The 13,424-nt window shown below is 46.8% G+C and carries 9 protein-coding genes; 2 read left to right on the top strand and 7 right to left on the bottom strand.

Going from position 1 to position 13,424, the window contains the following annotated elements:
* Positions 1-105: 105 nt before the first annotated feature.
* Entirely contained in the window at positions 106-2,355 is a 2,250-nt protein-coding gene (locus OK023_RS11050; RefSeq protein ID WP_317697658.1) for an EAL domain-containing protein, read from the top strand.
* 86 nt (positions 2,356-2,441) lie between these two features.
* On the opposite strand, the gene ppx is transcribed toward OK023_RS11050, so the two are convergent.
* The 7 genes from ppx to purM form a co-directional block, all read right to left on the bottom strand.
* Positions 2,442-3,992, bottom strand: coding sequence for an exopolyphosphatase (gene ppx / locus OK023_RS11045; RefSeq protein ID WP_317692776.1), 1,551 nt, complete (start codon positions 3,990-3,992; stop codon positions 2,442-2,444).
* Between the two features lie 16 nt (positions 3,993-4,008).
* Positions 4,009-6,066 carry a polyphosphate kinase 1 gene (gene ppk1 / locus OK023_RS11040; RefSeq protein WP_317692775.1) on the bottom strand — a complete coding sequence of 686 codons (2,058 nt, stop codon included), beginning with the start codon at positions 6,064-6,066 and terminating at the stop codon, positions 4,009-4,011.
* A 546-nt stretch (positions 6,067-6,612) separates the two neighbouring features.
* A complete protein-coding gene (locus OK023_RS11035) occupies positions 6,613-7,173 on the bottom strand; it encodes a polymer-forming cytoskeletal protein (protein ID WP_317692774.1) in 561 nt (186 codons plus the stop codon).
* Position 7,174: 1 nt separating this feature from the next.
* Positions 7,175-7,303: a hypothetical protein gene (locus tag OK023_RS11030; protein ID WP_317692773.1), complete on the bottom strand. Its 129-nt coding sequence runs from the start codon at positions 7,301-7,303 to the stop codon at positions 7,175-7,177.
* 266 nt (positions 7,304-7,569) lie between these two features.
* Entirely contained in the window at positions 7,570-8,127 is a 558-nt protein-coding gene (speG, locus tag OK023_RS11025) for a spermidine N1-acetyltransferase (protein ID WP_317692772.1), read from the bottom strand.
* A gap of 114 nt (positions 8,128-8,241) precedes the next feature.
* Positions 8,242-8,880: a phosphoribosylglycinamide formyltransferase gene (purN, locus tag OK023_RS11020; protein WP_317692771.1), complete on the bottom strand. Its 639-nt coding sequence runs from the start codon at positions 8,878-8,880 to the stop codon at positions 8,242-8,244.
* A complete protein-coding gene (gene purM, locus OK023_RS11015; RefSeq protein ID WP_317692770.1) occupies positions 8,880-9,917 on the bottom strand; it encodes a phosphoribosylformylglycinamidine cyclo-ligase in 1,038 nt (345 codons plus the stop codon). Before purM ends, purN begins: the two co-directional genes overlap by 1 nt.
* Before the next feature lie 406 nt (positions 9,918-10,323).
* On the opposite strand from purM, the gene OK023_RS11010 reads away from it, so the two are divergent.
* Positions 10,324-13,131 (top strand): glycoside hydrolase family 3 protein, encoded by a 2,808-nt coding sequence (locus tag OK023_RS11010; protein WP_317692769.1) that lies wholly within the window; start codon positions 10,324-10,326, stop codon positions 13,129-13,131.
* Positions 13,132-13,424: the final 293 nt, after the last annotated feature.

Raw genomic sequence — 13,424 nt, 5'->3', positions numbered from 1 at the left:
TTTGAATGGTTTGGGGCCGGTTTGCAGCTAGCCTTGTCTGCGATGTCAATACGCTTGAGCGACTAGATGAATCACGCCTTAGCGGATAGCGGATACAGTATCTTGATGGGTATTTTAAATTTCTGGAATAAATTACGGGACCGTTGGTGGGGGCAGCCTATGTTGCTGAGCCTGATATTGTTGCCCATTGCGGGGTGGCTCTCGCCACGTCTGATGCTCCCTGAGGGAAAAGCTTACCTCGTCTTCCTACCTCTGGCTGTCTGCTTTTCTTTGTTGATGGTATATGACTGGCGTGCTCTGCCAGGCCTTGCCGTTGCCATTATTATCCGTTACTCAGATGGTAATATGGCCTACGACGTTATCATGACCTTGATTTACCTGTGGTGCTTGAGCGTTTGTTGGTTAGGGTACCGTTGTCAATCACAACGCCGTTGGAGTGCTGGGCTGACTGAGCTGAAACTCGGCAAATACCGGCTTATTTGGCTAACGCTAATGCCGCCTACGCTGTTTATTTTTACTTTACAGTTGGTGATTAGCCTTGATTTATTGCCTGATGAATTTGGCTTTCTTACTGGCAGAGGGGTTAACCTACATACATTAATCAACTTTCAGGCAGTTTTGATTGGCTGTCTGTCTTCCATGAAGCTGTTTTACTTTGCGTTGCGCATTATTAATAATCCCAATTTCGCCAAAGTACTGTTAGGGCGCATTCGCCGGGAGATGGCGCCATCAGTTAAAAAAGGCGAGTTACAGCTGTGGTTTGCCGTCCTCAGTGTGCTGATCTTGGTGCTTGGCTACCACACGGCAGATACTAACTCGATGCAAGTACCTGATTTTACTCTGACGCTAATACTGCCAGTTATGCTCTATAGCGCCATGCGCTTCGGTTTTCAGTTCAATAGCATCATTTGGGCTATAGCCCTGCTGGTGTTGTTCTTTAATTATCCTGGTTACGTGCAGTGGAATAATTTGTTGCATAACCTGACGATGATTTCTTCAATGATGCTTGCTTTCACGCTTAGCATCCTTTTGGCTTCAGCGATACACACTCGCCAGCGTATGGATCATGCCAAGGCTCAGAACGCATCGTTGAAGGATCCGGTCATCGGGTTGCCAAACTTGCTTGCTTTGAAACGCGATATAGCGAAATCCCATCGTTCCATACTCTGTTTTCTGCGTGTTTCAGAGTTGGATTTGCTCAGTCGTAACTATGGCATGCAGTTGCGTATCCGCTTTAAACAGAAGCTGGCAGAAGCCTTGAACACGTTGCTAGAAGAGGGGGAAAGCGTTTACCACCTGCCTGGTTATGACTTGGTGTTACGCATGAATGGTTCTGATAGCGAGGCAAAGGTCGCTAATATCCAGAGTGTGCTTGAGAAGTTCCGGCTGATGTGGAATGGTTTGCCCATTCATCCCCCATTGGGGATAAGTTACTGTGGCATTTATTCGGAAGTGGAACATCTGCATTTATTGCTGGGTGAATTGAGTTCGTTGGCAGAAATGTCACTGACCAGTGGCCGGCCAGAGAACATGCTCAACGATCATCACGTTGCACAAGGTGAGATTAAGCGAAAAGTTTCATTATTACATTGGGTTCAACGTTCGCTGGATAACGATAGTTTTGTGCTGATGGCACAGCCTATTGTGGGTGTTCGAGGTGATACCTATCATGAGATCCTTTTGCGGATGCTGGATGATGAAGGTAATACACTATTACCAAACGAGTTTATGCCGGTTGTACATGAGTTTGGTTTGGCTTATCAGCTAGATCGGTGGGTGTTGCAGCAAACCCTTCAGTTTATGGAATGTAACCGTGAAGTTTTGCCCAGTGCGCGTTTTGCCGTTAACTTTTCTCCGTCTTCGCTATGCCGTCCTGGCCTTTGTCATGACGTGCGTGATGCGTTGCGAAAATACCAGATTGAGCCTTATCAACTCATTTTGGAAGTGACTGAGTCGCACCTGGTTCAGGATATTCGGTATGCCAAAAATTCGCTGAAAGAGCTACATGAACTGGGTTGCCGTATTGCCTTGGATGATTTTGGTACAGGCTATGCCAACTACGATCGTCTAAAAACGTTGCCAGTGGATACGCTGAAGATCGATGGCAGCTTTGTGAGTAGAATGCTCACCAATAAAGTGGATTACCAGATTGTTTCGTCAATCTGTAAAGTTGCTTTAATGCAACGACTATCAATTGTGGCTGAGTATGTGGAAACGGCTGAGCAACGCGATGTGCTTAAAAGCTTCGGGGTGGATTATATGCAAGGATATTTTATTGGTGAACCCCGACTGCTCACATCGTTGCTTCCCATGGTTTCATCTTCCAGGCAAGTTATAGTGCCAAAGTCTAGCTAACACTGGGAGAGATGCCTGGTTTTAGTTCGGGGCATCATGAAGGATGCTGGGTAACTCGGCCTGTAAACAGGCCGAGTACGGCTCTGCTATGCGAGGGGGTCTTCGCTTTGTGTAATCTCTTCTTCAATGATCAATTTCCAGCCGACAACATCATTCCAGTTCGCCTGTTCTTGCTCTAAATCCAATTGAACCAGGTTGTTTTGGGTCAAGTAGCCGGCAGGGAAGCGCAGCGTCCAGTGGTTATCATCGGTGTTCAGGCGCAGAGTCTCAGGTGTGGTGGTAGCTTGCCGCTGGTTGTTAAGCAACGTACTTAAGCGCAACAGTTGAATCAACGGCAGATAATGTTTTTTCTTGAACAGATTCAGCCTTGGTAATTCCTCAAGTTTTATTGCTTTACGATGGAAACGTACAAGTGTGGCCAACAATGTTTGCTGCTCCTGATTGAAGCCAGGCAGGTTGGTATTTTGCAGAATATAGGCAGAATGGCGATGCATGCCGCTATGATTGATGCTCAACCCGACCTCGTGCAGCATAGCGGCCCATCTTAATAGTGCTGCGAGTTGTGGCTGTACTAATTTGGTATTTTGCGCCATCCACTGAGCGTACAGTAGTTCGGTTGTTTGCAAGACGCGTTTAGCTTGTTCACGGTCGATATTATAGTGTTCAGCCAGACTTATTGCCGTGCGACTACGAATATCCTGATGGCGGAAGCGGCCTTCCATCTCGTACAGCACACCTTCACGCAACGCACCATCGGACAGCCGCAAATCGCGAATGGCCAACGCATCGAATACACCGCACAAAATTGCCAGCCCGGATACAAAGACTGATTGACGTTCTTCAGACAGCCCTGGCAGGCTGATGGCACTGAAATTTTTAAACTGCAACACTTGCTCTACCAGCATCTCAAGGCGGTCAAGGGTAATCAAACCGTCTTTTTCGCCTATTGCTACCAGAACCTCATAGGTCGCTTTGATGGTGCCAGAAGCGCCTAATGCATATTGCCAGCCTTGAATGCGATACTGCCAGGCCAAGGTTTCCAGCTTTTGTGCCGCAGCCAGACGAGCGCGCTTGAAGTTGGTCTTATTGATTTCCCCTGTAGGGAAAAACTGTTGTGCAAAGCTCACACAACCCATGCGCCGGCTTTCCGCCAGCAAAGGCTCAAAGTCTTCACCAATCACCAATTCAGTAGAGCCACCACCGATGTCTATCACCAATTTACGGCCTTTCTCTGGTTGAGTGTGTTCTACTCCCATAAAGATAAGGCGAGCCTCTTCCTGACCTGCAATAATCTCGATCGGATAAGGGATCACTTTTGCTGCTCGTTTTAGAAACACCTCTGCGTTGACTGCCTGGCGCAAAGTATGAGTACCGACTATGGTGACGTTTGCAGCGGGAAAACCTTGTAGCCGTTCAGCAAACAGCGTCAGGCAGGCCAAGCCTCTTTCCATTGCCTCTTCACTAAGCACATTATTGCTGTCTAAACCATCGGCAAGGTGTACGCGCTGTTTTAAACGGCTTAATACCTGTAAAGCGCCGTTCACGATCCGTGCGATCACCATGTGGAAGCTGTTTGAACCGAGATCGATGGCAGCGATCTCTAACGGTTTATTGGTTGTGGTGTTTTTTAGTGGCATAGTTGCTGGCCTAGTTTCATGGTTGTTCCAGAGCTTTTAAATACTCATAAATAGCCACCTGTGCACGTACTTTGCGGCGATTACCGCGCGGCACATACTGGTTGCTCAGTTCTTTATCAATGTAACGGGCTTTTACTGTATCGCTGAACAGGATCTCCAAAATATCAAGAACACGCTGTCTTAACGTTGGGTCCAACAGGGATACGGCCACTTCGATGCGGTAATCTATATTTCGCGTCATCCAATCTGCAGAAGAGAGATAGACCCGCTTGTCACCTTTGTTTTCAAATACATAAACCCGATCATGTTCCAGAAAGCGATCTACGATGCTGATTACTTGAATATTTTCGCTGACTCCTGCTTGGTTAGGGATCAAAGAACACATGCCGCGAACTAACAGACGGACTTTAACGCCAGCGGCGGAGGCGGTATATAACCTATCTACCAGCCCAGTATCCACCAGATTATTCACTTTCAGCATAATGCTGGCATTTTCACCCGACAATGCGTTGGCAATTTCGCGGTCGATCAGCTCATATAACATCCGGCGTGAATTCTGTGGTGAAACCATCAAATTATCGAAAGTGACTGGTCGGTATGGATTTTCAATGAAATTGAATACTCGACGTACCTCATTAGTGATGCGCGAATCAGCAGTAAGTAACGAGTAGTCGGTATAAATACGGGCCGTTTTCTCGTTAAAGTTTCCGGTACCTATATGAGCGTAGCGCACAATATCATCGCCTTCACGGCGGGAGATCAGGAATAGTTTGGCGTGGATCTTTAGCCCTGGTGCGGAGAAAATGACATGTACGCCAGCCTCTGTCAGTCGTTTCGCCCAATGGATATTGGCGGCTTCGTCAAAACGTGCCTGCAGTTCTACTACAACGGTCACCTTTTTGCCGTTATGCGCAGCGTGGATCATCGACTCAATGATGCGTGAGTCTTTGGCTACGCGGTAAATATTGATTTTGATTGCTAACACGCTCGGATCGAATGATGCTTGGCGCAGTAGTTCCAGTACGTGTTCGAAAGTATGGTACGGATAGTACAGTAATACATCCTTTTCGCGGATTGCATCGAAGCCATTACGGAATTTATCGAACCAGATATGGCGCAGACGGGGCATTGGCGGATTGACAAGATTGGCTTTGCCAACGTTAGGGAAACTGATGAAGTCTTTAAAATTATGGTAACGGCCACCAGGAATGACGGAGTCATAGTTGGAGATGCCTAATTTATTGCGTAACAGTTCCACCATTTCATTTGGCATGTCGCGCTGATAAACAAAACGTACCGGTTCGGCGGTCAGACGCTGTTTCAGGCTGGAGGACATAAGTTCCAACAGGCTGGACTCCATTTCAGTCACCAGGTCGTACTCCGCATCGCGGGTCATTTTCATCGAATAGGCGTTGAGTGCATCGTAATCAAAGAAGCCTTTGAAGATATCACCTAAGCAATAACGAAGGATATTATCTAAAAGAATCATTGGTTTGCGGCGGCGGGGGGCTTCTGGTGGCAAATTAACGAAGCGAGGTACTTTATCGGAAGGAATTTCCAGTAATGCATAATCGGTGCGTATACCACGAATAATCTCTACCGCAAGATAGGTGTAATCGTCTTTCAGGAACTGTACCAGGTTAGTATCGTGGTTGATCACAATCGGGGTTATGTGTTGGCGCAGATGTTGCTTAAAGTATTGCCGCAACCAGATTTGCTGGTTCTCAGACACTTGGCGTTCGTTGATCAGGAAGATTTGATTACGAGCCATTTCTAACAGCAAATCGTTATACAGGCTGTCGAACTCCTGATCGGTTTTTAATACTTTGGCCTGGATTTTTTTCAGCAAATGACGTGAAGTACCGGCTGAGCCTTGTTCTTCGTTGATCAATATACGCCGCTTCAGGTCGGCAAAACGGACTTTGTAGAACTCATCGAGGTTATTGGAGTAAATACCCAGGAATCTCATCCGCTCTATTAACGGATTACCTTTATCAGCGGCCTCCTGTAATACTCGTTCATTAAAAGATAACCAGCTTAATTCTTTGTCGATATAGCGCTTTTCCTGACCCATTGCCACTCCAGTTCAGTTTCAGAAAAGGATCCGGGACATGGCGCCCGAATACTGCTCCAGGTTGTGTTCCTTAGACTGCCTCACTTTATTATGGTCTGGAGTGCTGTCGCAGACCTAACAGCCTGTTATCAAGTTGAAAGGCACAACCTAATCTCTTATTTCATTATTGCGAGAGATTGACTGGAATGTCCAACATATCTCCGGTGTTATCAATGCAGGCTTCACAGCCTGGCGTTATTAATTTTGCCGGTAGTAACAGAAGAGACCGTCTATCGGATACCGATTTCACGGCGACAAAGTTCGTTAGCGCTGTGGGCTTACTCATGCACAGATGCTGTAGTGGATTGTGTTGTCGAGTTTTACGTCGCTGCGCAACGGCGAACGGAAGATGATATTGTGGCTGAAGGTGTGTTATCTCTGTTGCCATGCCGTTGAAAGCGGCTGCATTATTCGGCCCATCCATGGGCCCGCTACAACGAGCGGCCCCAAATTGGTCTATCGCTCAGAGACCGTTTTTTATCGGCGTCTGAAGTTACTCGGGTGTCGTTATTTTGATGGTTTGTTTTGCAAAATATCCAGTATTTCGACGGCATCGCTGGCAGTTTTGAGTGAAGTAACTTTTGTTGGGGCAGGTTGAGACTGTTGGGAGGTTTTTTGCATGAGTTGTGACTGGCCAATGAAGATACCACCTTTTTCAATGGAGATTTCGTCGGCAAAAATATCACCACGGATGCTGCCTTTGGCTTGAATTGACAGTGTATCAGCGTAGCAACGCCCCTCGACTGAACCATTAATCGTGATCTGTTGAGCACGGATTTCGCCTTTGACATGGCCGCTGTTTTCAATGCGAACCATATGCGTGCAAATGATATTTCCTTCCACCTTTCCTTCTACAACAATGTTACCGTCGCCTTCTATCACACCGGTGAACTGGGACCCATTAGAGATAAACGTGTCTTTTTTGGCGCGAACCGGTTTGATAGCGTCAGCAATCTCTGCCAAGGCTACCGTTTCGGCAGGAGAGATGGGTTGTGAGGCAGGATTTTCAAGCGTTTCCTGTATATTGGGTTCATTAATGGCTTTTTTTTGCTTACTGAATGACAACATTTTATTCATCCTTGCTATTTTGTAGATAATCACGATGGTCACCAACAGCAAAGCTGCCGGTAACACGCTGTTTAAGTTGTACTCGGTGAAGCTGAACCCCGTCAGCCAGAGTATTATAAACAAGGCCCATAATACCCATAGACACCATAATAAGTTGTAATTGCGCATGTTTTCAGGCCGTTTGGATTCCATTCTGCAACAAATTGCGGTATGCCTGCGTTATCTGCTAGCAACCAACATCATTGTTTCTTTGGAGCGAGCCGTCTTGCACAGGATGATACTCAATAATATGCACTAATTCATCACTCAGTTTACTCATAAAGGTTAGTGAGTAGCGAGGGTGAGAAATCGCAACGTCACTGTGCTCCTAGAGAGGCTATCCTCCTTGTCTTTCTGTTACTGACCCCGAGGATTACCGCCTTGCTGTCGGGGTCTGAATTTTGCCATATACTGTGGTTGGAAGATGCACATACGCAGTACGGTACGGTATTCACCATTCACAAAGAATTCGTCAATCAACTCGCCTTCCACTTCAAATCCCAGTTTACTGTAGATATGAATGGCTTTCGGGTTCTCTTTGTCGACTATCAGATACAGTTTGTAGAGGTTTAGCACCGAGAAACCGTAATCCATCGCCAGTTTGGCGGCAGTGCTGGCATAGCCTTTGCCTTGATGTGCCGGGTCGATAATGATTTGAAATTCGGCACGGCGATGAATATGGTCTATCTCTACCAGTTCAACCAGCCCTACCTTGGCATCCTCATGTTCAATGATAAAACGCCGCTCACTCTGATCGTGAATATGTTTGTCATATAGGTCGGCAAGCTCAACAAAGGCTTCATACGGCTCTTCAAACCAGTAACGCATAACACTGGCGTTGTTATCCATCTGGTGGACGAAAGACAAATCATCGCGCTCCAGTGGGCGAAGTCTGACGCTGGCATTGCTGGGCATGCATGTTTCTCCATATCGTAAAAGTGTGAAAAGTATAACTTCAGATAATAGATTCTGGTGAAAAAAAACGGTGCCTTGCAGGACACCGTTTGATAAACCTTCAGAGTACAGCCATTAGTCCGCTGCATATCCTTGCAAGGGCAAGCGTTTTCCGTCCAACCAGGCTGCGTTGTCACGCATTGCTAATCTGCCCTCAATGAACCAATTTACTACTAATGGGTAAATAGTATGTTCCTGAGTTTGCACCCGCTCAATCACGTCATCTTCTTCATCGTCTTGGAAGATAGGTACTTTGGCCTGCAGGATCACTGGGCCACCGTCGAGTTGCTCAGTGACGAAGTGCACTGAAGTACCGTGCTCACTATCGCCATTGTCAATAGCCTGACGGTGCGTATGCAATCCAGGATATTTTGGCAGCAGAGAAGGGTGGATATTCAGCATGCGCCCTTGGTAGTGCTGCACGAAGGCGTTACTGAGGATACGCATATAACCAGCCAGTACCAGCAGGTCGGGTTGGTATTGATCAATGGCCTGTGCCAGCGCGCTGTCAAACGCTTCGCGATCGGCAAAGGTTTTGGCATCCAGGGTATGGGTGGCAATACCTGCTTCCTTGGCGCGCTGTAGTCCGTAAGCTTGAGCCTTATTGCTGAATACCGCCATAATGTTGGCGGCAATACGGCCTTGCTGGCAGGCATCAATCAGTGCCTGGAGATTGCTCCCTTGGCCAGAGATCAATACCACAATATTTTTCATCACTGAATAACCACTTGTTGCTCGTCTGAAGAAGCCGACAGTTTACCGATCTTCCAGGCTTTTTCACCTGCAGCAGTCAATAAGGTAAGCGCTTTTTCTACTGATTCTTCTGGCAGCGCAATGACCATACCGACACCACAGTTAAACGTGCGATACATTTCGTGGTGGCTGACGTTACCGGTTTGCTGTAACCAACCGAAAATGTCAGGCCACTGCCAGCTTGATTCGTCGATCACCGCTTGTATTCCTTCTGGTAGCACGCGCGGGATATTCTCCCAGAAACCGCCACCGGTCAGGTGTGCTATGGCGTGAACGTTGACGTTTTCAATCAGTTTAAGTATGGATTTGACATAAATCTTGGTAGGTGCGAGCAGATGGTCGGCTAACGGTTTGCCAGAAAGCATTACCGTGCTGGGGTCGGTATCGCTTACTTCCAGAATTTTGCGTACCAACGAGTAGCCGTTAGAGTGTGGCCCCGACGCTCCCAAGGCAATCAACACATCACCAGATTGTACTTTACTACCATCGATAATTTCGGATTTCTCAACCACGCCCACGCAGAAACCTGCCACGTCGTAGTCTTCCCCGTGATACATTCCCGGCATTTCAGCGGTTTCTCCCCCCACTAATGCACAGCCGGCTTGTTTACAGCCTTCGGCAATCCCCGTTATGACGCTGGTAGCCGTCTCTACATCCAGTTTGCCTGTGGCATAGTAATCTAGGAAAAACAAGGGTTCTGCACCTTGAACTACCAAGTCGTTAACACACATCGCCACCAGATCGATACCGATGGTGTCATGGCGTTTTAGATCCATTGCCAAGCGCAGTTTGGTGCCTACGCCGTCGGTGCCTGAAACCAGTATTGGTTCGCGGTATTTCTGCGGTAGTGCACATAGAGCACCAAACCCTCCAAGACCACCCATAACTTCTGGACGGCGGGTCTGTTTTACTACACCTTTGATGCGATCTACCAATGCGTTGCCAGCATCGATATCGACACCTGCGTCTTTATAGCTGAGAGTGGTTTTGTCGGTCACTGCGCGATCCCCACGACGGTTTGCGGTTTGAAAATGGTGCTTCCGGTGGTGATACCGGAACAAGGCGCAGCAATTCTAACAGTGTAAGCAAACGTTTGCGAGAACCTTGTGGAACAGCGCTAATTTTCAGACTGCCCTCTGTAGCGCATGTCTCGCGGGCAAGTAGATTGCTGGCAGAAAGTTTGGTCATAGGGTTCGGCTGTGCCCCTGAGGAAAATCACACGTTCTCACCGGAATGAGGACTTGCTGAAATTCGATTTATTTAATTAAAACTAAAAACGTATTTATTTCGATCTGTGAAATATATCTTAGTATTTTTTTTTGTGTGTTGTTAACGTTATTCACGAATTTTAAAGGTTAGGAACATTCTGCTTATAGCTATATTTTTCACTCAGAGAGGAACGTCGTGATCAAAACGAATAATGTATTTATTGGTGTGTTTATTTCTCTTGCGCTAGTTGGTTGTGACGGTGGTAGCAATAATATTGGAAGTGCTACTAACAGAAACAGTACTACCTCACCAAATAGTACTACTTTACCTTACTTCTCCGATTGGGAAAATGTTAATAGCGTAATCAAAAAAGATCCTGCTATGGAGGCGGAAATACAGCGTATTGTTTCTATGATGACGCTAGAGGAAAAAATAGGGCAGATGGTACAGCCAGACTTACGCGATGTTACCCCCGAAGAGGCTGAGAAATTTAAACTGGGTTCGATCTTGAATGGTGGCGGTGCATTTCCTGCAGGCAATAAGTACGCTACGGCTGAAGACTGGGCGAAGGAAGCAGACAAATATTGGTTAGCGATCGAACGTGCTTATGAAGGGCGTGGATTCAGGGTTCCATTTATGTGGGGAACCGATGCGGTACACGGCCATAACAACGTATTTATGGCGACTGTTTTTCCTCACAATATTGGTTTGGGAGCAGCCCGTAACCCAGATCTGATTGAAAAAATCGGTGAAGTGACAGCGCGAGAGGTTGTTGCTACCGGGTTAGACTGGACTTTTGCACCGACGGTTGCCACGCCGCGTGACTACCGTTGGGGACGGGTATATGAAGGGTATTCTGAAGATCCTGAAATCGTTTATGAGTATGCAAAACGCATGGTCCAAGGTATTCAAGGGGGCGAGGAGGGATTAAAGGGGGAGTATAACGTTATTTCTAACGTGAAACATTGGCTCGGCGATGGCGGAACGCTTCACGGTGTCGATCACGGGCAAAACCGCTATACAGAAGAGTATCTGCGTAATATCCATGCCATGGGATATATCGGTGGTTTGAATGCAGGTGCGCAGGTTGTGATGAGTTCCTTTAACTCTTGGTGGAACCCTGCCAACTACGATCCAATGGTGGGTAATAAAGATTATCAGGCTTCAAGTAATGGGTCTGACTATATGCAAAACCAGAAAATCCATGGGTCTAAGTACCTCATCACTGATGTTCTCAAAGGTAAAATGGGTTTTGACGGTTTGGTCGTGACTGACTGGAATGGCCAAGCTGAAATTAATGGTTGCTCCGCTGCTAACTGTCCGCAAGCCGTTATTGCAGGCAACGACATTTTCATGGTGACATCTCGTAATGATTGGCATGCCTTTTATCAAAACGTTATCGATCAGGTTAAATCGGGCATTATCCCGATGGAGCGCATTGACGATGCGGTAACGCGTATTCTACGTGTGAAGATGCGTGCAAATTTGTGGGAAAAACCGATGCCAAGCCAGCGTGCTTTGGCTGGTAAGCAGGAAATACTCAGTGCTCCTGAACACGTTGCGATAGCGCGTCAAGCGGTCGCTGAATCGCTGGTACTGTTGAAGAACGAAGCACAAACACTGCCTCTTAAGAGAGGGGGGAAATACCTGGTTGTGGGGTCCGCTGCCAATGATATCACCAAACAAACAGGAGGATGGTCACTATCTTGGCAAGGGGATGGTAACACCATTGAAAAAGACTTCCCGAATGCGCAAACCATGCTTATGGCAATGAAAAGCGTGGTAGGTGAAGATAATGTCATTACCGATATTGCAGCTGCCAAGCCTGAAGAAGCATTGGCAGTAGTGGTTATTGGTGAAGATCCCTATGCTGAAATGTTTGGCGATATTACAAAATCTCAGTCACTTGAGTTTGCTTCACTCAAATCGGAGTATAAGCAAGATTCAGAACTGATTCACTCCCTCAAAAAGCAGGGGTTTAAAGTGGTCACGGTGTTCTATTCCGGGCGCCCTTTGTATATCAATGAAGAGATCAATAATTCTGACGCTTTTGTCGCGGCATGGTTACCCGGCACGGAGGGGTTGGGAATTACGGATGTTCTTTTCGGTGACAAAGATTTTAAAGGCAAATTATCCTATACATGGGGAGCCACCAAGTGTTCAACTACGATTAACCGTGCGGCTCCAAATATTAAAAATTATGCTACGCCTGTCGATGGGATCACAGGAGAAGTGATAGAGCAAGAACTTGATGGTGAATATAGACAACTCTTTCCATACGGTTATGGTCTGAACTATGCGGGCAAAACAGACGTTTTGGCAACGGAAAAGGACTTAAATAATCTTCCACTTGATCCACGTGATTACGGCTGCGGAATGTCTGCTCCAGATATAGGGACAGCCGATACTCCCTTGGAGATCTACGGTAAGGATGCTAAAGGCGAGTTTGTGGCTGCCATGTCAGGCGATATCAACGGTTGGTCTAAGGTCGAGATAACGAAAGGCGAAACGACCATTGGTGCCGTTACGACCAAAGGTATCGACTATCAAGGTATGCAACAATCAGCACTTAACGTTAATTTCACCGGGGAAACCGGAGAGTTTGTAGGTAAGTCGGCTGCTCAAATCTATATGCAAACACCTGACGGCAAGGGGGCTGATTACAGCCGCTATGTAAATGCTAACGCGACTATCGAGTTTGATATGCGTGTCAATTCGGGTCACCCAGCGCTTGTGAATTTGTCTACGCATTGTGAGTACCCTTGTCGTGGTGAAGTGAACATAGCCGATGTTCTCCCTGAACCCTCAAGCAACTGGTCTACAATTAAGATCCCTGTTCAGTGTTTGGTAGAAACGGGTATGTCTTACCAAATGATGAGCACACCTTTCCTCATTTATACTGCCGAGGCGATAAATTTCGACATAGGGGCAATCCGTTATGTCCCTCAACCGAACGGTTTACCTAAAGATGCGATCTCATGTGAGACTTTCCACAAAGGTTAATGCTATGACTGGAAGGTGTGGTCTAGAGACGCTAATTTTATCAACGGGTTGGTAACGTCGGTAAAACTGAACCCATTGCCTGTTCCTGTCCTGGTGATTGCTATGAAAATTAGGCTCAAAAGGAACAGGCATTAACTTCAATAATGTTTCATTTCGTTAAACGTTGCCAATAGGGGAACCTCAAAGCCTCTTGGCGCAGGCAATTTGAGTACTCCACCGTCTGACCCGTATAAGGAGCGCACTGGATAGTCAGCGTTTTGTTGATCTTGATCCGGCTAATGGTAGTGGCGTGA

Origin of the sequence: Serratia sp. UGAL515B_01, assembly GCF_033095805.1 — a bacterium.
In the GTDB taxonomy this organism is placed as follows: Bacteria; Pseudomonadota; Gammaproteobacteria; order Enterobacterales; family Enterobacteriaceae; genus Chania.
Note: the sequence above shows the minus strand (reverse complement) of the source record. Positions and strands in the feature narration are given on the sequence as shown.